Source organism: Roseovarius bejariae, assembly GCF_009669325.1.
Taxonomy (GTDB): Bacteria; Pseudomonadota; Alphaproteobacteria; order Rhodobacterales; family Rhodobacteraceae; genus Roseovarius; species Roseovarius bejariae.
In genome coordinates, this window is the sequence record NZ_SZWE01000001.1 from 2005267 (window position 1) to 2026723 (window position 21457).

At 52.8% G+C, this 21457-nt stretch carries 21 protein-coding genes; all 21 read left to right on the forward strand.

Translation table 11 applies throughout. The annotated features are described in order from the left end of the window. The first annotated feature begins 6 nt into the window (after nucleotides 1-6). The 21 genes from FDP25_RS09590 (at nucleotide 7) to FDP25_RS09690 (ending at nucleotide 21433) form a co-directional block, all read left to right on the forward strand. Nucleotides 7-1611: an aldolase catalytic domain-containing protein gene (locus FDP25_RS09590; RefSeq protein ID WP_154151156.1), complete on the forward strand. Its 1605-nt coding sequence runs from the start codon at nucleotides 7-9 to the stop codon at nucleotides 1609-1611. 11 nt (nucleotides 1612-1622) lie between these two features. Then, entirely contained in the window at nucleotides 1623-2327 is a 705-nt protein-coding gene (locus FDP25_RS09595) for an acylneuraminate cytidylyltransferase family protein (RefSeq protein WP_154151158.1), read from the forward strand. 22 nt (nucleotides 2328-2349) lie between these two features. Next, on the forward strand, nucleotides 2350-3426 hold the full coding sequence (locus FDP25_RS09600; RefSeq protein WP_154151160.1) for a hypothetical protein: 1077 nt from the start codon (nucleotides 2350-2352) through the stop codon (nucleotides 3424-3426). Between the two features lie 10 nt (nucleotides 3427-3436). Continuing rightward, nucleotides 3437-4096, forward strand: a complete 660-nt coding sequence (locus FDP25_RS09605; protein WP_218939970.1) for an HAD family hydrolase — start codon at nucleotides 3437-3439, stop codon at nucleotides 4094-4096. 1 nt (nucleotide 4097) lies between these two features. Then, nucleotides 4098-5420 (forward strand): CDP-glycerol glycerophosphotransferase family protein, encoded by a 1323-nt coding sequence (locus tag FDP25_RS09610; protein ID WP_154151164.1) that lies wholly within the window; start codon nucleotides 4098-4100, stop codon nucleotides 5418-5420. A 25-nt stretch (nucleotides 5421-5445) separates the two neighbouring features. Further along, entirely contained in the window at nucleotides 5446-6537 is a 1092-nt protein-coding gene (locus tag FDP25_RS09615) for a DegT/DnrJ/EryC1/StrS family aminotransferase (RefSeq protein WP_154151166.1), read from the forward strand. 68 nt (nucleotides 6538-6605) lie between these two features. Then, nucleotides 6606-7100, forward strand: a complete 495-nt coding sequence (locus FDP25_RS17325) for an acyltransferase (RefSeq protein ID WP_281350458.1) — start codon at nucleotides 6606-6608, stop codon at nucleotides 7098-7100. Between the two features lie 128 nt (nucleotides 7101-7228). Next, entirely contained in the window at nucleotides 7229-8191 is a 963-nt protein-coding gene (locus FDP25_RS09625) for a glycosyltransferase family 2 protein (protein WP_172982781.1), read from the forward strand. Then, entirely contained in the window at nucleotides 8192-9070 is an 879-nt protein-coding gene (locus FDP25_RS09630) for a sulfotransferase domain-containing protein (RefSeq protein ID WP_154151172.1), read from the forward strand. A gap of 151 nt (nucleotides 9071-9221) precedes the next feature. Then, nucleotides 9222-9638 carry an acyltransferase gene (locus tag FDP25_RS09635; RefSeq protein ID WP_218939971.1) on the forward strand — a complete coding sequence of 139 codons (417 nt, stop codon included), beginning with the start codon at nucleotides 9222-9224 and terminating at the stop codon, nucleotides 9636-9638. Beyond that, the gene (locus FDP25_RS09640; protein ID WP_154151176.1) at nucleotides 9635-10777 is read left to right on the forward strand and encodes a glycosyltransferase family 4 protein; all 1143 of its coding nucleotides are present in this window, start codon (nucleotides 9635-9637) and stop codon (nucleotides 10775-10777) included. The genes FDP25_RS09635 and FDP25_RS09640 overlap by 4 nt, the downstream gene beginning before the upstream one ends. Before the next feature lie 5 nt (nucleotides 10778-10782). After that, entirely contained in the window at nucleotides 10783-12009 is a 1227-nt protein-coding gene (locus FDP25_RS09645; protein WP_154151178.1) for a glycosyltransferase family 4 protein, read from the forward strand. Further along, entirely contained in the window at nucleotides 12009-13112 is a 1104-nt protein-coding gene (locus tag FDP25_RS09650; protein ID WP_154151180.1) for a glycosyltransferase family 4 protein, read from the forward strand. The genes FDP25_RS09645 and FDP25_RS09650 overlap by 1 nt, the downstream gene beginning before the upstream one ends. Before the next feature lie 179 nt (nucleotides 13113-13291). After that, on the forward strand, nucleotides 13292-14311 hold the full coding sequence (locus FDP25_RS09655; protein WP_154151182.1) for a carboxylate--amine ligase: 1020 nt from the start codon (nucleotides 13292-13294) through the stop codon (nucleotides 14309-14311). Between the two features lie 16 nt (nucleotides 14312-14327). Further along, on the forward strand, nucleotides 14328-15317 hold the full coding sequence (locus FDP25_RS09660) for a polysaccharide deacetylase family protein (protein ID WP_154151184.1): 990 nt from the start codon (nucleotides 14328-14330) through the stop codon (nucleotides 15315-15317). Then, nucleotides 15311-16357: an EpsG family protein gene (locus FDP25_RS09665; RefSeq protein ID WP_154151186.1), complete on the forward strand. Its 1047-nt coding sequence runs from the start codon at nucleotides 15311-15313 to the stop codon at nucleotides 16355-16357. Before FDP25_RS09660 ends, FDP25_RS09665 begins: the two co-directional genes overlap by 7 nt. A 147-nt stretch (nucleotides 16358-16504) precedes the next feature. After that, on the forward strand, nucleotides 16505-17323 hold the full coding sequence (locus tag FDP25_RS09670; protein ID WP_154151187.1) for a YdcF family protein: 819 nt from the start codon (nucleotides 16505-16507) through the stop codon (nucleotides 17321-17323). 219 nt (nucleotides 17324-17542) lie between these two features. Next, nucleotides 17543-18961 carry a UbiA family prenyltransferase gene (locus tag FDP25_RS09675; protein ID WP_343032011.1) on the forward strand — a complete coding sequence of 473 codons (1419 nt, stop codon included), beginning with the start codon at nucleotides 17543-17545 and terminating at the stop codon, nucleotides 18959-18961. Further along, complete coding sequence (locus FDP25_RS09680) at nucleotides 18958-19380, forward strand: GtrA family protein (RefSeq protein WP_343032012.1); 423 nt, start codon at nucleotides 18958-18960, stop codon at nucleotides 19378-19380. Before FDP25_RS09675 ends, FDP25_RS09680 begins: the two co-directional genes overlap by 4 nt. Then, nucleotides 19377-20699 carry an FAD-binding oxidoreductase gene (locus FDP25_RS09685; RefSeq protein ID WP_154151190.1) on the forward strand — a complete coding sequence of 441 codons (1323 nt, stop codon included), beginning with the start codon at nucleotides 19377-19379 and terminating at the stop codon, nucleotides 20697-20699. Before FDP25_RS09680 ends, FDP25_RS09685 begins: the two co-directional genes overlap by 4 nt. Further along, entirely contained in the window at nucleotides 20696-21433 is a 738-nt protein-coding gene (locus FDP25_RS09690; protein ID WP_343032013.1) for an SDR family oxidoreductase, read from the forward strand. The genes FDP25_RS09685 and FDP25_RS09690 overlap by 4 nt, the downstream gene beginning before the upstream one ends. Nucleotides 21434-21457 lie beyond the last annotated feature (24 nt).

Below are 21457 nucleotides of genomic sequence, written 5' to 3' on the forward strand. Positions count from 1 at the left end.
CTAAAGATGAAACTTCTTGACTGCACCTTCCGCGATGGTGGCTACTATAATGCTTGGGATTTTTCGCCCGCATTGATTTCCGAATATCTTCTGGCAATGAAAGCCGCCCAGATCGACGTTGTCGAACTGGGCTTCCGGTTTCTCGGCAACGATGGTTTCAAGGGAGCGTGTGCCTATACCACAGACGCGTTTTTGCAGGGGATCGCGATGCCCGATGGATTGGATGTCAGCGTGATGGTCAACGGTGCCGATCTTTGCGCGTCTTTGGGCTGCCAAGCCGCCCTGGAACACCTGTTCCCCGAACCTGCCGCGGAATCACCTGTCGACATTGTTCGTTTCGCCTGCCATTTCCACGAGTTGCCGCACGCATTACCTGCAGCGGGCTGGCTATTTGAGCGTGGGTATCGCATTGGGTTTAACCTCATGCAGATTGCTGACCGGAGCGAGACAGAGGTAAAGGATCTTACCCTGATGGCCCGTGATTGGCCGATCGAGGTTCTGTATTTCGCGGACAGTATGGGCAGCATGACGCCGGATGATACCGCCCGCGTTACCAACTGGCTACGTTCTGGTTGGGACGGACCTCTGGGCATTCACACACACGATAATATGGGTCTTGCGCTCTCTAACACCCTGCGGGCGCATAAAGAAGGAGTGAGCTGGCTTGACTCTACAGTTACCGGCATGGGCCGTGGCCCTGGAAATGCCCGTACCGAAGAGTTAGGGATCGAGGCAGAGGCTTTACGTGATCGCAAGGCGAATTTAGTGCCACTCATGAAACTGATCCGCAAGCATTTCGCGCCGATGAAGGCAAAATACGGATGGGGCACCAATCCTTATTACTACCTTGCGGGTAAATACGGGATCCATCCCACTTACATTCAGGAAATGCAGGGGGATACCCGCTATGACGAGGAAGATATTCTCGCCGTGATCGATCATCTGCGTTCTGAGGGCGGGAAAAAATTCAGCCTGAATACGCTGGACGGTGCGCGGCAGTTCTATCATGGCGAGCCGCGCGGCAGTTGGAATCCGGCAGAGCTTATGCAGGGGCGCGAGGTGTTAATCCTCGGGACTGGCCCCGGTGTCGCCGCGCACCGGCAAGCGCTTGAATCCTTCATCCGCCGCGCACAGCCGCTGGTGCTTGCGATGAACACGCAATCGGCGGTGGCCCCTGAGTTGATCGATCTGCGCATCGCCTGCCATCCGGTGCGCCTTCTGGCCGATGCCGAGGCGCACGCTGAGCTTCCGCAGCCGCTGATCACCCCGGCATCGATGTTATCCGAAAGCTTGCGCGCCGAGTTCGGTGACAAGCTTCTTCTGGATTACGGGCTCGGTGTGGCGCCGGGGCATTTCGAATTCCACGTGGACCATTGCGTCGCCCCGGCCCCTCTGGTGCTAGCCTATGCGCTCGCGGTGGCCACCAGCGGACAGGCCAGCAGGATCCTCATGGCAGGGTTCGATGGATATCCTGATGGCGATCCCCGTAACGATGAAACGGCTGGTGTATTCGATGCTTACTGCAGCCATGCACATGAGGAACGTCTGATTTCGATTACGCCAACAAGGCACCGGCTGCGCTGTGCCAGTATCTATGCACCGAAAATCTAAGGCTCTCTGAAATGGACCAAGCCGTAAATGCTCCCGTCACCGCGTTCCTGCCCTGTCGCAAAGGTAGTGAGCGCGTCCCGCGCAAGAACATTCGCCCATTCGGTTCAGTTCGGCATGGCCTGATCGAGATCAAGCTGCGCCAGTTACAGGAGTGCGCGGCAATCGATCATGTTGTCCTGTCGACCAATGATGATGAAATCATTGAATATGCGCAAAGCGTCGATGGACCCGGCCTGACCATACACCGCCGCGCCGAACACCTGTCGTCCAGCGCCACGAGTACGGACGATCTGGTCGGCCACGCCCGGGAGCTTGTCGGTTCGGGTCATATCCTTTGGACGCATGTCACCTCGCCGTTCCTGACCGCGGATCGCTACGACGAGATCATCGCGTCGTACCGTAATGCCTTGACCGAAGGTTACGACTCCCTGATGACCACGACCCTGTTGAGGGCCTTTCTCTGGACCGAGGATGGACCTTTGACATACGATCGGAGCGTCGAGAAATGGCCCCGAACCCAGACCATCACGCCGGTGCACGAGGTCAATAGTGGCGTCTTTCTTGCACCCGTGGAGGTGTATTCCCGCCATCAGGATCGGATCGGTGAGACCCCGCGCCTTTATCCGCTAGATCGTCTGACCGCCTTCGATATCGACTGGGAAGAGGACTTTGTGATCGCCGAACAACTCATGCTGAAACATCTTGTTTCTGCATGACGTTAGCCGAAGGGTACACACGATGAATGGCAAAATCATCCTGCATATCGGGTATCCGAAAACGGCGACCAGCAGCCTGCAGAAGAATGTGCTCATACCACTTCACAAAAAAAATCGGCTGAACTATTTGGGAGAAGAGACGAAAACTCATATGGGAGAGCTTCATCACGATAGCAAATTTGTGAAGAACATTCTTCTTGGGGGGCCGGATGATCTGAAATTTGCCTTTTGTGTTCCGTCGGTCGAATTAATACATAACCGCGATAACAGGATAGATCCGGCCTTCAAGTTGTTGCAGAATAAAGGTTTACTTCAGTCGTTCCTTCAAGACAGCATGGTCAATATCCTATCTTATGAAACGCTTCTGATGCCATACCGCTCCGTTGTAAACTGGAAAAGTTTTAGTCAAAGGCTTTATGGTGCGCTGCCGACCAACAGCCAGGTTCAGATCGTTGTTACCCTTCGAAATCAGCCCTCTTTGATGGAAAGTTTCTTTTTCGAAAAAAGTCTGGGCTATTACCTAAAATCTTCCTTTACGAAACCCCGGCAATTATATTTCCAGAACGAAGATGGAGTGGGCCTGCGCGATAGCGAACAGGTCAACATCTTTGACTTTCGAACAACACTTTCGGAGTACGAAAAAGTTTTTGGTCGGGAGAACATCCACATTCTGTTTTTTGAGGATATCGAAAAGCGACCCGGTGATTACTTTGATGCTTGGGCGAGCCTACTGGACATTCCGGCCTCCGAAATTTCGTATCTGTTTACGGGCGGACCTAGGTCTCGGGTCTCCAAGGCGGACAAGGACCATTTTACATTAAGGGTTTCGGTGTGGGACTACCTGCTCAAGCACAGTTGTTCCAAGGTGATTTCGCCTGTCAGCTCAGGCAAGAACCCCGGACGACCCTTCGCGCTTCGCCTTATAAATGCGGTCAGGCGGCTTCCTTTCGCATCGCGGTGGATGGTCAATGTCAGGATCCCGAAATTCACTGCCTCCGATAAAGCCGCGATTTATCAGCATTTTAAAACCTCAAACGCTGAAGTGGCACGGATGTACAATCTCGATATCGCGAAAATGAAAGCATACGGGTACCTTTAGAATGTGCAAAGTGCTTGGCAATGCGAGGACCCTGATCTTCGATTGCGACGGTGTCGTGCTTGATAGCAATCGCCTCAAGACTGAGGCGTTTTACACCGCGGCACGGCCTTACGGGGACGCGGCGGCACGGGCGCTGGTGGAGTATCATGTCTCCAATGGCGGCGTATCTCGCTATATCAAATTCGCGCATTTCCTGAAGTACATCTTGCCGGAGTGTCCCGGTGCCGAGACTGGCCCCGACCTGGAAGGATTGCTGTCCGTCTACTCCGACACGGTGCGTACGGGCCTCATGACGTGCCCAGTAGCAGACAGGTTGGAAGAGTTGCGCGCAGCGACGCAAAAGGCATGCTGGATGATGGTTTCCGGCGGGGACCAGTCGGAGCTGCGCGAGGTTTTTGCTGCCCGGAACATCGACGGATATTTCGATGGTGGCATTTTTGGCAGCCCGGAGACAAAGAACGAGATTATCGCGCGCGAGACCGAGGCGGGAACAATCCGCCGTCCTGCGGTTTTTCTCGGCGATAGCCGTCTGGATTACGAGGTTGCCAGGTGGGCGGAGCTGGATTTCGTTTTTGTGGAAGGCTGGTCTGAATGGCAAGAAGGGGCGCGAATGGCAAGTGAGGGCAGGTTTGCAATGGTGCGGACCCTACCCGAATTTCTTGAGGTATGACATGGCAATAAAAGAAACAGCAAAAGCCGTGACGCCGCCGACCATACTTCGGGGGGCGCGGACCCTGCGCCAGCGTTTGCGCAAACTACCTTTGGCAGTAGCCAAACAGACAATGGCATGGAAAGCTCCCATTCTCCATAGGCGCCTTCTGACCCGATATCGTTGTGCACGTCCGATCCGGGTTATGTTCTTGATTCATAACACGGGTTCATGGAAGGTCGGGCCGATTTTTGCTCGGATGATGGACGACCCCGATTTCCAGCCGCTTGCCGCTGTCTGTCCTACTACGGGCGGAGAGCTTGCAGCGGTGGAGCGCCACACCGCGGATCTTGCGCGTCGCTATCTTGAGGCACAAGGTTTTCCTTATGTCGACTTCACTGTTTGTGATGCGGAACAAACCCGCGCGGAAATTCATAAGCTCAACCCTCATCTGGTATTTTTTACTGACCCGTACAAAGCAGTGCCGAAACACCTTCGTCATGAGCTGTTGGCCTCACGTTTGACCTGCTATGTACCCTATCATCATCAGGTGATGAGCTATGCGAACAATCACCAAGAATATAACAAAGATTCAGATAACGCTTTCTGGCGTATTTTCGTGCCGCATGAGGAGAGTAGGAGAAATTATGGAACGAACCGTATTCGCGGCGATGCTGGCGTAATTGTTACAGGCTTTCCGGCCTGCGAGCCTTTGTTAGACCAGACTGCTCCGCGCTATCCGTCGCCTTGGAAACTACAAGAACGACCCAAGAAACGAGTGATTTATGCACCTCACTGGCTTTGGAGCCCAGATATGAAAATGGCGACTATTGACACCTTCGGTGCAGTCATGTTGCGCATTGCTGAACGATACCGTGATGATGTGCAATGGGCCCTGAGGCCTCATCCAAATCTGAGGCCTAGGTTGATGAAGGATTCTGAATGGGGTCCAGAGCGGACGAAAAAGTTTTTTGATTTCTGGCAAAATTCGGATTTCTGTCAAATACATGAAGACAATTATATTCCCTTGTTTCAGACATCAGATGCGATGATTCACGACTCCGGCTCATTTCTCGCGGAGTATCTTTATTTGCGGAAACCTGTGATGTACCTCATGAGCGAACAAACGTCTGGAAAATATTTCAATGATTTCGGTCGACGTGCCATTACCGCTTGTGATGTTGGCCGAAGTGCTAAAGACATCGAGGAATTTCTGGAAAGGCTGCTGATGGAAGATACGAAAAACATTGAGCGTGATAGATTTTTCAATGAAGAAATCTTGAATCATTTCAAGATGAAACCTTCAGTGAAGATATGCCAAGAGATCAAAAACGCCTTCTCATGATTTAGCATTTCAAAGATTCACAAAAATGGTTACCTTTCTCGACCTACACGCCGCTTACCTCGAACTCAAACTCGAGATAGATACTGCTGTTGCCAACGTGCTAGACAGCGGGCGGTACGTTCTCGGCCCCGAGGTGGAGGCATTTGAGGTGGAATGGGCGGACTATTGCGAGGCGCGGCATGCAGTCGGGCTGGCCAATGGACTCGATGCTTTGACGCTGGCCCTGCGCGCGCTTGAAATTGGACCGGGCGACGAGGTGATTGTGCCCTCCAATACCTTTATCGCAACCTGGCTCGCTGTCTCAAAGGTTGGGGCGACGCCGATCCCGGTAGAACCGGACCCTGCCACTCACAATATCGACCCGAACCGTATCGAGGCCGCGATTACGTCGCGCACATGCGCGTTGCTGCCGGTTCACCTATATGGGCAGCCCGCTGACTTGGACCCAATTCTTGAAATTGCCTCTCGCAACAGGCTGCGCGTGATTGAAGACGCGGCACAGGCACACGGTGCACGCTACAAAGGCAGGCGGATCGGAGCGCATGGTGATATTGTCTGCTGGAGCTTCTATCCAGGAAAGAACCTTGGAGCGTTGGGAGATGCCGGCGCGATTACGACTGACGATAAGGCTCTGGCCGAACGGGTCGCACTATTGCGCAACTACGGCTCTCGACAAAAATACGTGAACGAAGAGGCGGGGGTGAATTCGCGCCTTGATCCGCTGCAGGCTGCCGTGCTGCGGGTGAAGTTGGAGGTTCTAGACGACTGGACCAATCGACGACGTGCGATCGTGGCGAGGTATGCCGAAGGGTTGACTAACAGCGATCTGATCTTGCCACATGTGCCGGACTGGGCTGAGCCGGTTTGGCATCTCTACGTCGTACGCAGCTCAGAGCGCGACGCGCTGCGGGCGCGGCTCACAGGGGCTGGCATTGAAACGCTAATTCACTATCCTATCCCGCCGCACATGCAGGAAGCCTATGCCGGACTTGGCATTGCGCCAGACGCTCTCCCGCTCGCCCGGAATATGGCGCAAGATGTGCTCAGCCTGCCGATCGGGCCACAACTCGGTCTCGACGAAGCCTGCAGCGTCATCGCTGCGGTAAAAGCAGGCTGATCATTATGCGCGGCCTGTTGGGCGCTTATCTAGTATGGCGCTCTTGCGCTAAGCGGCGATGGAACAAGATGCGCTATTTGTGGATAGCAAAGGCGTTTGAGAGAGCCGGCAAGCGTGGATCGTTCGGTCGGAACATTCGGTTCCATGGCGATCTGCGGATCGAATTGGGCGAGCAAGTGGCAATTCGCGATGGCTGCCAATTCGGGGGTAATGGAACGTTGCGGGTCGGTGACCGGACAGCGATAAATGCAGAATGCATCTTGACTGCGCTGGACAGCATCGAGATCGGGTCGGATGTAATGCTTGCCCCCCGGGTCTATATCCTTGATGTCGACCATCGCTTCACAGACCGGTCCATTCCAATTTCAAAACAGGGATATGATGTGGCCCCCGTGACGATTGGCGATGGAGCTTGGATCGGTACAGGCGCTGTGATTACCAAGGGTGTCACCATAGGCGAAGGTGCAATTGTTGGCGCCAACAGCGTTGTAACCCGTGATATACCGCCTTTCACGATCGCCGCCGGTTTGCCCGCTCGTCCGATTAAAAAACGCCCAAAGTAAAAATCTTACAAGAGCTTTTGGGGCTATTGAGGTGCGACCAGATTTGTGGATGCTTTGCTTAATAATTTTGGAAGCAAACAAAGATGCAAATATCAACGCAAATTCGCCACTTAGGACCTTCACAAGCCATGATCGATAACCCCCTCGTTTCTGTCATCATCCCGTCCTACAACCACGCTCAGTATATCGAGTATGCAATCGAGAGCGTCTTAGCCCAGACTTATCCGAACATAGAGTTGATTATCGTTGATGACGGTTCCTCGGATAACAGCCACGAGGTGATCCGCAAATATGAAGAACATCCTCAGATCCGCATCATCTTGAATAAAAAAAACAAGGGGCAGAGCGCCGTTATCAACCAGGCTCTGGCCGCATCGAGCGGAAAATACATTGCAATCTTGCCGTCGGATGACTGGTTCCTGCCAGAAAAGATCGCCCTACAAGTTGCAAAGATGGAAGCGTGCGACCAAGAGGTCGGAGTCGTCTATGCTGCGGGGGCAAGGTATTTTGAAGACACTGAAGAGACGGCAAATGTTTATCTCCCGGTCCATACGGGCTGGATTGCGCGCAACTTGATCGAATGGGGTAATTTCATCTATCCGGTTACTCCACTCTACCGTCGTGATGTCTTTGACAAGGTGCGGCCCAGCGAACAGTTTAAAGCCGAAGGCGAGGCTATCCATCTAAGAATCGCGATTCATTTCCGGTACGAGTACGTTGATGCGGTCGTTGCGATAATGCGAGATCATTCTTACAATATCGGTAAAGATGCTACTACGCTTAACGAAGAGCTGGCCAAGCATCGTGAATGGTATTTTTCGCTTCCCGAACTACCCGATGATATCAAAGCGTTGAAGAAAGTTTCACTTTTGCGGCTTTACCGCGTCAAAGCTATGCAGCTTATAATTGACCGAGGAGAAGGCAAAACCGGTCGCATCAATATTACAAAAGCATTCAAACTTGCTCCTCTGGACACTTTGCGGCGGCCGAAGCTTGTTGCAGCCTTCATGTTATCATTTTTGCCCCGCCTTTGGCTAATTTCATTCAAGAAAATCAGGCGATCTGAATTGTTTTCAAAGGCCAAATTTTAATTGTCACGACCAAATTTTTTCATCGTCGGAGCACCAAAATGCGGAACAACCGCTTGGGCCTACTATTTGTCTGGGCACGCTGATATCTGTTTTTCGAAGAACAAAGAGCCGCACTATTTCAGCACTGATTTTGATGGGTTTCGCTGGGCACGTTGCGAGGAAGATTACTTGTCGTTTTTCGAAGGCTGCGAATGCGAACGCGTGATCGCGGAAGCCTCGGTTCAGTACTTATACTCGGCCGATGCGGCACGAAATATTGCAGCCTTCAATCCGGATGCGCGTATCTTAGTCATGCTGCGTAGGCCAAGCGCCTTTATCCGATCCTATCATAACCAGTTGTTGCTGAATTTCGACGAAACGATCGAAGATCTGCAGACCGCATGGGATCTGTCGGGTCACCGGTGCTCCAGCTCGATTCCTGCAGAAAACCGCGAACCTTCATTTCTGAACTACAAGCGGGTTGGCCTTTTTTCTGAGCAATTGGCCCGTTACTTTGAATACTTCGACAGATCGCAAATTAAAGTTACTTTCATGGAGGATTGGATCCAGAAGCCCCGTGGACTCTACCTGGACTTAATGGAATTTCTTATGATTGACGATGATGGAAGAACAGATTTCTCGCGAGTACATGCCGCCAAGCATGTGTCTAGCCGCATGCTGCATCGAATCACCCAACGGCCCCCTTTCGCGCTAAAAAAAGCGGTTGGTTTGATCAAGCGAATTCCTGGGATGGAAGATTTTAAACCCTCTCATATTTTGCGCAAAATTAACACGCGGCGGGGATACAGCTCGTCCGAATTCAACACCGAACTCGCCGAGAAGATCGATCTCTATTTCGCCGAAGATCAAGCGCGATTGCAGAAAATGCTTGAGAGATGAAATGAAAGTTTTGCCAGCAATCTTCAAGCGCTTGGGACGGGTCGCTTCACAATTACGGCTTAAAATATTGTGTGGCGCGCGTGAGATTGAAGCCGGCGGTGGTTGTAGCCTGTCAGCAAATGTCCGACTGCGCGCCACGGACGGTGGGACTGTGCACCTCGGGGAAGGTGTGGCCATTGACCGCTTTGCCGATATTACCGCCAAGCATGGACGGCTGGTGGTCGGTCGGTTCTCCTATATCGGACAGTATAGTGTGATTTGCAGTCGTGACGCGATCATTATCGGGTCGAATTGTCTGATTGCCGAACATGTCACGATACGGGATCAAGATCACCGTTTCGGCCCGGGGCTGGTCACGGCAAAGGCCGGGTTCATCACTGCGCCCATCAACATCGGCGACAACGTCTGGCTGGGTGCGAAGGTGACCGTCACAAAGGGCGTCACCATCGGGCCGGGCAGTGTAATCGGTGCCAATTCGGTCGTGACCCAAGACATTCCCGCCAATTCCGTGGTTGTCGGCGTCCCAGCCCGGGTGCTGCGATCGTTGCCCGATGCTAGTGCGGAATGAAAGTTCTTCATGTCATCGATAGCTTGGGTCGTGGTGGCGCTGAACAGTTGCTGTCAACCCTACTACCGGAATTGCGACGTCAAGGTTTAGACGTATGTGTCTTGGTACGAGGCGGTGCTATGGATCTTGCCCCTCAGATCAAGGCTTCGGGAATTCCCGTCAGGCAGCTAGCTGCGAGGCACCGCTGGAATTTGATCGGTATGGCTCGTGAAATCGCTCTCATCGTCCACAGCGAAAAAGTCGATTTGGTACATGCCCACCTCTACTTTCCAGTGGTAGCGACAGCGTTGATGCGGTTTTTGCGGTTGGCTCCTGTACGCACCTGCGTAACCTTTCATAATCTTGCCTACGCTGGGGCAAATCGGCCCACTTTGGCTTTGGATATGCGTCGCAGGTTGGCTGCCTTTCTTTGCCAACGGGGCATTGATCGCTGTCTGGGTGTGTCGGGTGAGGTGGCCAGACATTTCCGAGCGGCCTATTCCTTGCGGCAGATTGAAGTTCTGCCCAATCCGGTCGATGTGGCGGCGTTGCGAACGCTGGTGGCTGATAAGTCGCCAAGCACCGCGTTGGATAGCCATTGCAGCATCGTCCTACCCGGGCGCATTGTGCCAGAGAAGGGCCATGCAGATCTAATAGAGGCGCTGGTAATTCTGAAGGGAAAAGGCTTGACGCCTGCGGTCATCATAGTGGGTGATGGCCCACTTAGAAGCAATGTTGAGGCGCAAGTGCATAACCTAGGTTTGACAGATCACGTCACATTCACTGGTCAGCAGGATCATGCAGCACTTATGGCCATTATGGCGGATGCAGAAATAGTGGTGGTGCCTTCGCGGTTCGAGGGCTTTGGTCTGACCGCTTTGGAAGCTATGACGCTGGGTCGGGCAGTCGTCGGCAGTCGCGCAGGCGGTCTTCCTGAAACAATTGGTGGAGCTGGTATTCTGGTTCCAGTAGCCGATCCTGCCGCGCTTGCGCAGGCGCTAGCGCGGCTGTCCCACGATCCAGAGCTGCGCGCACGATTGGGCTCCGAAGCGGCCTACCGCGCCGCGACCCAATTTGACCTGCCCACGGTTTCGGCCCGCCTAATAACCATCTATGCTGGATTGCTCGGAGCAGCTAAAACAACCCCTAACCGAAAGTGAAAAGCATGGCCCGTGTCCTCTACGTCTCCTACACCGGCCTGCTCGATCCTCTCGGCCAAAGTCAGGTGCTTCAATATGTCTTGGGCTTGGCGCGAGATCATCGCATCACATTGCTGACCTTCGAGAAACCAGACGCCCTCGCCAACGAGCCAGAACTCGACGCCCTTGCGGAAAGGTGCCGTGTGGCCGGCATAGATTGGCACCGGCTGACCTATCACAATCGTCCAGGGATACCGGCGACGATCTACGACATCGTCCTTGGGATACGCAAAGCGACCGCTTTGGCTCGTACCGGCCACATCCAGATTGTCCATACCCGCTCCTATATCGCGGGACTGATTGGACTTGCCGTCAAGCGCCGTACAGGCGCCCGGTTTATCTTCGACATGCGTGGGTTTTGGCCGGATGAGCGCGTAGATGGTGGGATATGGAAACCCAATTGGCTACGATATCGCGCGTTCAAGTGGGTCGAACGGCGGCTCTTTCTTGGTGCGGATCATGTCGTCTCGTTGACCCGTGCGGGCGCTCGCGAGATCGAGAAGTTTGACTATCTGCAAGGCATAGCTCCGCCGATGTCTGTGATTCCAACCTGCACTAATCTCGAGCTTTTCCGCCCGGTGGAGCCAGTTGAGTCGCCCCAAGGAAGCTTCACGCTTGGCTATGTTGGCTCTGCAGGGAGTTGGTACATGTTTGCGGAAGTGGCGCAGGCCGTGCGCATGCTCTTCGACATGCGCCCGGACGCACGTTTCCTTGTGATCAACAAGGGAGATCATGATGCGATCCGCAACTGGTTAAGCGAGGCGGGTGTCGACCTAGAGCGGGTCGAAATCCGGGCCGCGCCCTATTCGGAGGTTTCGGAACAGATTGCGCGCATGGATGCAGGTATTTTCTTCATTAAGCAGGTTTGGTCGAAGCGGGCATCCAGCCCGACCCGGTTGGGTGAGTTCTTGGCCTGTGGCAAGCCGGTCCTCGCCAATGGCCAAGTTGGCGACGTTGAGGAAACAATCGTCGAAACAGACACCGGGGTTGCCATCAATGCATTTGACGAACAGACGCAGCGTGATGCGTTGGTCGACCTCATAGAGCGCACAAAGGAACCAGGCCTCGCCGCCCGGTGCCGGCAAGCCGCCGAAGAACACTTCGCGCTTGAGACGGGTATCTTAGATTATAGCAAAGTTTATCGAAATCTTGCAGGAACCGAGAACGAAGTTTCAGTTAGAGGCACGGCTTGATGCCAACCCCGCTGAAAGTCTTGTTTCTCACGCGCTACCCTTACGAGGGCGCAAGCAGTCGCTATCGTGTTTTCCAATATCTTCCACATCTGGAGCGTCTTGGAGTGGCCTGTACGGTGCAGAGTTTTATGGACAGCCAAATGTATGAGCTCAGTTTCACGCCTGGCCGAACACCCGCAAAATTCGCCGCAACTCTAAAAGCTGTGTTCAGCCGTATCTGGACGCTCCGGAATTTCAGACAGTACGATATTATCTATATGCAGCGAGAACTCCTGCCCTTTGGTCCTCCAGTTCTTGAACGTCTCATGAAAGCATCCGGCGCATGTCTGATGTTCGATTATGACGACGCCCTGTTCATCAAGAAGCCCAGCAGATACAGCCGTCTAGCAACGCTGATGCGGTCTCCTCAAAAAGCTCTGAAACTCTTTCGTCTTTGTGACTGCGTTATTGCGGGAAATGACTGGCTGCGCGATAAAGCTATAGATGCAGGTGGGGTGGCGGTCACCGTGGACGTAGCCGAAGACACGGATCGCATTCGCATGCGGCCTTCGCACACCAGTTCCGATGAGATTGTCATTGGGTGGCTGGGCTCGAATTCCACGGTCAAGTACTTGCGCCTGATCGAGCCTGTTCTGCGAAAGATTTCCGAGCGATATCCGCATGTGCGCTTCGAGATCGTGGGGGGCGGAGAGTTTGATTTACCAGGTTTGCCTGTGACACATACCAATTGGTCGCTCGACGGCGAACTGGAGGCCCTCAACCGATTTTCGATTGGACTGATGCCGTTGCCGCTCGAAGAGTGGTCTCGTGGGAAGTCGGGTGGCAAAGCGAGAACTTATATGGCGGCAGGCGTTCCCGCCGTCTGTACGGGTATCGGCTATAATCTAGAGCTCATAAAGCACGGTGAAACGGGCTTTTTGTGCACGGTGCATAGTGATTGGGAAAGGGCCCTGTCGGAGCTGATCGAAGACCCGGGTCTTCGTCAGCGCGTAGCGGAGTCCGCGCGGCGCGAAGTTGAGGAGCGATTTTCACCAACCAAACAAGCCACCGCGCTTCGGGACGTGTTCGATCAAGTACTTGCTACAAGGGAGGGTGGACAATGAACGCTGTGAATATCCTTCCGCCCGCGTTTGTTCTTGGGCTCTCACCAACTGGGCTTTACGCCATCAGGGAATTCGGGGTTGAGGGTATACCCGTGATCGGGGTGGCGACGGAGCGACAAGCCGGGTCTGCCTCTCGATACCTTCAGGATGTCATTCTTGAGCCGGACGAGGACCGTCGCGTGGAAGAGCTTATCCATCGCGCCGGCAGGGAGCACAGAAAGCCTATACTCATACCGACGTCGGATCAGGATCTGGAGTTCATCATCCGTCATCGACAGCGACTAGCGGGATCATTCGTTTTCCAAGAGTCCTATCGGGATGGTGTGGCGGCACGCATCCTGACCAAGGCAGACTTTTATCGTCTTTGCGCCGAGCATGGCGTCGACTACCCGAGCCTTTATGAAATCGAGAAGCCCGATATGCCTTCACTGGCGGGCTCGCTTAACTTTCCCGTCCTGATCAAGCCTAGCAGGATCCATGACATCAAGTCAGAGATGGCTGGGCAAAAAGGCTGGGTTGCACAGAATGCAGCAGATTATGCACGCATGATGGAACTGATCCCCGATCATGCGGGAACTTTGCTGGTTCAGGAGATCGTGCCCGGCCCTGAATCCGAGATCACACTGTTCGCGGCCTACTTCGACGAAAAGGGGTGCGCCCACCAATCCTTTACCTGCCGAAAACTTCGGCAATTTCCCCCGGGGTTTGGCTCAGCCTCACTGGTCATCAGCGAGGACGAGCCAGAGACACGTGAGATCGCTGAGAATTTCCTTCGAGAAATTGGGTTTCGGGGAATTGCGGCGGCAGAATTTAAAAGAGACCCCAGGACTGGCAAAAGGAAGATCATAGAAATCAATCCGCGCCCGTCACTTTGGTTTTCAGCCTCTACAGCCGCGGGAAAGAGCGTTGCTCTGGCCGCCTATCGAGACCTCACGGGCGTTGGCCCCCTGCCTGAAGACCGCGAACAGAGGAATGGAGTTGTCTGGCGTTATGCACTCAAGGATTTTTACTCGGCGACGTTTTATCGCTTAAAAAACGACTTCGTCCTCCCGCCACCCAAAATCGCTGCCGCCAGACATGCTAGTAAACGAGTGTCGGCGGTCGGGGTGCCGGGTGACCGCGCGCCTGCTTGGGCCGAGTTGAAGAGCTATCTGCGCAAAGGACTTCGGCGTCTGCTTCCGCGAAAGCGCAATAAGTGAAAGGTCCAGGTTTAAAGTGACCGGCAAGTTTATCGTTTCCTTGGATTTCGAACTCATGTGGGGTGTCCGCTACCATATGGGCAGGGATGACTACGGTGATGCTGTACTCGGAGGGCGGCAAGCGATCCCGGAAATTCTGAAGCTTTTTTCGCAGTATGGGGTACATGCAACTTGGGCGACTGTCGGCCTGCTTTTTGCTCGCACGCGCAAGGAAATGCTCGACTACATACCGGATGACCTGCCGAAATACACAAACGCATCGCTTTCAAACTATGAAGCGATCCAAGGCGACATCGGAGAAAATGAGAAAGAAGACCCCTATCATTTTGGGAGATCACTTCTTGACCTTGTGGCGGAAACACCGGGCCAGGAGGTCGCAACGCACACATTCTCGCACTTCTATTGTCTGGAGGACGGACAAACACTGAGCGCCTTCAAGGCTGACATCCAGTCCGCAAAAGCGATTGCGAAAAGTGCTGGTCATGAGTTGAAGAGTATCGTCTTTCCGCGAAATCAGTATCATGACGATCACGTGGAAATTTGCGTGGCAGAAGGCATCACCACCTTTCGCGGGCAACCGGACGTGTTTGCGTACCGAACCATGGCCAATCGTGACGTGACCCCACTTGTTCGCGGTGTGCGCCTGTTGGATAGCATCATGCCCGTTGTCCCCCGGACTGATCCGCGTCGGCCCAAACAATGTGCTGGGGCAACCGACGTAAAAGCCTCTCGTTTCTTGAGGCCTTGGCGGTCTTCCTTGCCCGCATATTCGACCTTGCACCTAAACCGTATTCGCTCTGAGATGAGAACTGCCGCACAGCAAGGACGCCAGTTTCATCTTTGGTGGCATCCTCACAATTTTGGCCGAAATGCCCGGGAAAATCTCATGCAACTCGAAAAAGTACTCGAAGAGTATGCACGATTAAGATTATCCCACGGCATGGAAAGCGTGACCATGTCGGACGCTGCGCGTGAAACGCAGCTCGTTAGGGGTGCCAATTGTTAGTTTATCTTGGCGTGTTTTTCGTGCTGGCCTTAGCTGCCCTGAACATTCAAGGACGAGGTCAGAAAACTGTTCTCATAATGTTTGCACTATTCCTCCTTTGGTTCATGGGCGCGCGGAATGAGGTTGGGTGTGATTGGTGGGGATATCTTCATCGGTTTCGTATAACGCAGCTGGATCAGTCGCTGAGCGCCTTGATCAAAGATTTTGATGAACCGGGTTTCTGGCTCATGACAAAATTCGTTCGTGAAAATGATTTGTCTTACATGTGGCTGAATATGTTTGCCTCGGCGATCATAGTCAGCTGTATCGTGATATTCTGCCGCGCCCACCGGGATAGCCTGATGATCCTTGCGCTGCTTTTCCCAGTGGTGATCGTCCAACTTTCAATGTCCGGTATCCGGCAGGGTCTTGCCACGGGATTTCTTATGGTGGCGTCTGTGGCCTGGATGCGTGGCTCAAAACTCTGGACCGCTATCTGGATCGCCCTTGGAGCACAATTCCACACGAGTATAATCATGTTTCTGCCGATTGCTGCATTGGCAGGACGCAAGGTCACTACGGCATGGCTTTTTGGCTCTGCCGTTATCCTTGGACCTTTGGCCGTGGTACTTTTGGGGGATCGCTTCGAGACTTATAGTGACAGGTATCTTGACAACAGTGACATCACGTCCGGTGGAGCACTTATTCGGTACGTTCTCCTATTAATCCCCGCGATCTTCTTTCTGAAATATCGAACGAGATTGCAGAGCGCCTTCCCTGAGTCTTTCGAGCTCATGCGTTTGACGACAGCCATCACGTTTTCGTTGATCCCTGTAGCAATCTTTTCATCTATTCTTTTGCACCGAGTGATCTACTACGTCATGCCTTTAAGTATCGTGACTTTTGTCGCACTCGCACGTGTCGCGTTTCCCAGATTGAACAGGGGGTTTGTTTTTGCGCTGCCCGTTTTGGTTTACGGCTCCTATCAGGCCTTGTGGTTTCTCAGCTCGCGGCACGCCAATATCTGCTATCTTCCCTATAAGAACTTTTGGGGCTTTTAGGTGATAGTCGGCTGCTGGAATATAGACATGTTATGGCGTATGCGCCTTATCGCTTGTAGAGACTGCGGACCAGAAATGCTCAATATTCGGGAATTTACATATATTTCGGATCGGGCATAACGCCTGCCTTTCGATCAAAACCGCCTCATGGACACAGTTTTCTTTGTTTTCTCCAAGATTGTCTGGGCGCTGCTGCGGCCCGAGACGCTATTTCTATTGGTGCTTTTTTTGTCATGGGGTCTGACTTGGCTGGGTCGAAATAGCGCTGCAAAAAGAACTCTGGGTCTGACGGTCAGTGGGTTAGTGCTTGTCGCAGTGTTTCCGTTAGCTGACCTTCTAATGGGACCTCTGGAACGTCGGTTTGTTGTACAGCCGACAGTCCAAAATGTGTCTCGCATCATTGTGCTGGGAGGTTCGGAAGTTCCGGATTTGACCCTCGCCTGGAACCAAGCTCAAATCAACGAAGCCGGAGAACGCTACTTGGCCGGCATTTCTCTCGCAAATCGCTTTCCTGAAGCTGACCTTGTGTTCTCAGGGGGCAGCGGTGCACTTGTTTCCTCAGAGCTCCGCGAAGCCGGTATTGCTGAGATGATTTTCCTGAGTGCAGGGATCGCTCTTGACCGACTTTATATCGAAAGCGCCTCTCGCAACACCGCGGAAAACGCCCGCAACACGCTCACGCTTTTTCAGGATGTCCCACAGGGGCAGATCTTGTTGGTGACCAGCGCTGCGCATATGCCACGGGCCATTGCAAGTTTCTGTACCGCCGGTTGGCAAAATCTTGTCGCTTGGCCCGTGGACTTTCGAAGTGGTGCATTCTGGGACCGTGTGGGCTGGAACCTTGCGGGCAATTTGGAAGATCTCAACAAAGGGGCCAAAGAATGGATTGGGCTTTTAGCCTATCGCTGGACCGGTCGAATTTCAGCAGGTTTTGAGCAGGGCTGCGGGCAGGAAACATTGGAATAGGTCCATTTCTGGTAAATTCGAGCCGTATGTTAGCCTGACAGTTCTAAAGATAGTTGGTGGCGAACGCTCATTCATGCCTTTGAAGATCGGTGGCGCCAAGGGAATTTGGGATCCTTCGAACACTCGAAGTAGCATGTATGGCGTCCTATAATTTTTCACGACGCTTGCGCTAATAAAAATATCTGAGACACATGTATAAGTGGCCTCGAGAGTCTTTGAATGAAAAAAATGCTTATTGTTGATTTAGATGGCACTTTGCTCAAATCGGATATACTGCATGAAAGCTTCTGGTCCGCTTTCGGTAAGGATTGGCGTAGTCCGTTTCTCGCAGCAGTTGCTCTCAGTCAGGGCAAAGCGGCTTTGAAAGCCTATCTCGGCTCAGAAGCTACTATTGATGTAAGCACGTTGCCATATGACGATGAGGTTCTTGCTTATATCCGTGCTTTTCGTAAAAACGGTGGGCGAGTGGCGCTGGTGACGGCGTCCCATCAAACGCTCGCAGAGAATATTGCCGAACACCTGCAGATTTTTGATGAAGTGCATGGTTCAGACGGCGCGCATAATCTCAAAGGGGCGAACAAAGCAGAGTTCTTATTAGAACGATTTGGAGACGAGGCATTCTGTTATATGGGCGATGCGCATGCTGACCTGCCTGTCTGGCAAGCATCCCAAAAGATAGTAACGGTAAATGCGCCGTCGTCCTTGCGTCAAAAAGCCGAAGCTTTCGGCAAACCCATCGAGCACTTGGCAACGACATCAAGATCGATAAGCTCTTACATCAAGGCGCTGCGCCCGCATCAATGGCTTAAGAACATTCTGATATTCCTACCGATGCTTGCCGCGCATCAATTTGACACAGCGACCTTACTGAGCAGTATGCTGGCATTTCTTGCCTTCAGCCTTGTCGCCTCCAGCGTTTATGTTCTGAACGATCTGCTGGACCTGAATGCAGACAGAGCGCACCCCAGAAAACGCCTGCGCCCTTTCGCGTCAGGAGCTGTACCCATTGCACATGGTAGCATCGTGGCTCCAGCGTTGCTTTTAGGGGGTGCGCTTATTGCAGCCTTCTTGGGTTGGGCATTTTTGCTGGTATTGGGTGTTTATTTCGCACTGACAACAGCCTATTCGCTCACACTGAAATGTCAGGTTGTCCTAGATATATGTATATTGGCAGGGCTCTATACCATCCGCATCATCGCCGGGGGTTTTGCCACGGGCGTTGAACTTTCGGTTTGGATGCTAGCCTTTTCGATTTTCTTTTTCTTGTCGCTGGCAGCCGTGAAGAGACAAGCCGAACTTGTTGATATGGCAGAGCAGGGCACGTTAAAGGCGAAAGGGCGCGGCTATCATGTGGAAGACTTGCCAATCATCAGCATGATTGGCTTGACGGCTGGCTATATCTCCGTGTTGGTGATGGCGCTTTATGTGAATTCACCAGCCGTACAGCAACTCTATGTCTTCCCTTATGCACTTTGGGGCATCTGCGGGGTGCTGCTCTACTGGCTGACAAGGATAGTTCTGATTACCCATCGTGGTGCCATGCATGATGACCCGGTGCTCTTCGCTTTAAAAGACAGGGTGAGCCAAATCTGTTTTGTCCTTATGCTTGCCTTTGCAGCTACGGGAGCTTCGTTGTGACTTTACACACCTTGGTTCTGCGCTATTCGTTCTTTTCTGTCTTTGCGACACTTGCCAATCTTTCTACGCAGCGACTGGTGCTCTTCTTGGGAGACAGCGGCACCCTCTTCGCGTTGGCGGTTGGTGTGGGTACATTGGTTGGGTTAGTACTCAAATACGTTTTGGATAAACGCTGGATATTTGACGATATGAGCGCCGGCGTCAAAGCGCATGGCAAAAAATTCTCCCTCTACAGTGCTATGGGCATTGTAACGACAGCGATTTTTTGGGGTACTGAAACCGCGTTTTGGCTTGTCTGGCAAACAGATATGATGCGTGAGCTTGGAGCCATTATCGGGCTCAGCATTGGATATGTCGCAAAATACAACTTGGACCGCCGCTTTGTGTTTACTGACGCACGATTGGCACAAGCTCAATGAAACTATCGGGATGGGGAAGGTACCCAACGATTGACGCTCAAGTGACGGCACCGCGGAGCACAGATGAGTTGGCAAACCTTGTGAAGGAAGGCAGCGCGATTGCCCGTGGTAATGGGCGTGCCTATGGCGACAGCGCTGTCAGCCCGACAAACACTATTCATATGAAGCACTTCAATCGCATGTTGGCGTTTGATGAAGAATCCGGGCAGCTGGTTGCTGAAGCAGGGGTGCTGCTTGCAGACGTGATTGAGGCGTTTCTACCGCGCGGCTGGTTCCCATCTGTGACACCAGGCACGAAGTTCGTCACTTTGGGCGGCATGATTGCGGCTGATGTACATGGGAAAAACCACCACAAGGATGGGAGCTTTGGCTCTTATGTAGACTGGATAGACATTTTTACGGCCGACGGCACTGTGCAGCGATGCTCGCAGACAGAAAACACAGAGCTGTTCGAATGGACGATCGGGGGCATGGGGCTGACAGGGGTAATCTTGCGAGCTGCTATTCGTCTGCGCCCTGTGACTTCAGCTTGGATAGAGCAGACAACGTTAGCGGCAGACAATATAACCCATGCCATCGAGCTGTTCGAAAACTCGCTTGATGCGACCTATTCCGTTGCGTGGATTGATTGTTTGCAGACCGGAGAAGAGTTGGGGCGTTCCCTTGTGATGCTCGGAGAACATGCTCAGGCTACCTCCGTGCCGTTGCGGTATCGCAAACAGCCATTTCAGATGCCCGCGAAACGTAAGCTGAACATTCCTGTCGACGTTCCTGGTTGGGTTTTAAACAGCTTTAGCGTTCGTGCCTTCAACGCCCTCTACTACTGGAATGGAAAGCGCAGACCTAAGAGGCAGATTGTGGACTGGGATAGCTACTTCTACCCTCTCGATTCGGTACTGGGTTGGAACAAAATCTACGGACCTCATGGCTTTGCGCAGTTTCAATGCGTTATCCCGCTCAGCCAGGCAGAAGACGGGCTGACCGAGCTTCTTGCTGCCATAGCAAGCGCTGGTGCAGGTTCTTTTTTGGCAGTTCTCAAGCGATTTGGCGCACAGGAGAGTAGGTTCTCATTCCCAATGGAAGGCTATACGCTTGCGCTGGACTTTCCTGTGAACAGGAAATCATTGGCATTGATGAACGAGTTGGACAGTATCACATTGCAACATAACGGGCGCTTCTACCTGGCAAAGGATAGTCGCATGCAGCGTGATGTGTTCTTGCAATCTGACCGCCGTGCTGAAGACTATTCAAAATATCGGCGAGATGAGAGTGTATCGGCTGCTTATAGCTCTGCACAGTCAGAAAGGCTTGGATTGTGAGAAATGGGGCTGTTCTTATTCTTGGTGCGCGAAGTGATATCGCCATGGCGCTCGCGCATCGATTTGCCAAAGCCGAATACGATATTCAACTGGCTGCGCGAAACGCTGAAAGCTTGGACGCAAGCCGCTGCGACATTGAGCTTCGGTATAAAGTTACAGTGAGGCTGCACGAATTTGATGCTTTAGACATCACTTCTCATAAAGGCGTTCTAGAAGACTTGGCTGAATTGCCAACTATTGCGGTCTGTGCTGTTGGCTACATGGGTGAGCAAGCACAGAGTGAGCGAGATACTAAAGCTGCAATAAAGGTACTGCGTAGTAACTTCGAAGGTCCCGCCAGTATACTCGCCGAACTCGCCAATAAATTCGCGCAGCGTGGTTCTGGTACTTTGGTTGGCATAAGTTCTGTTGCGGGCGAACGCGGCAGGGCAACCAACTATGTGTACGGCTCCGCCAAGGCAGGCTTGACTGCTTTTCTGTCGGGGTTACGAAACCGGCTCGCGAAGAAAGGCGTGCATGTCGTTACTGTGTTACCTGGTTTTGTGGCAACGCAAATGACCGATGGCATGGACTTGCCAGCGAGATTGACAGCTGAGCCGGATGAAGTGGCGGACGCTGTGTTCAAGGCCGTTCGGAACCGGAACAATATAATATATGTAAAGCCAATATGGCGGCTCATAATGGTGATTATTAGAAATATTCCTGAACGAATTTTCAAGAGAATGAAGATATGAGTGCCTCAAAGGGTACAAGTTCTC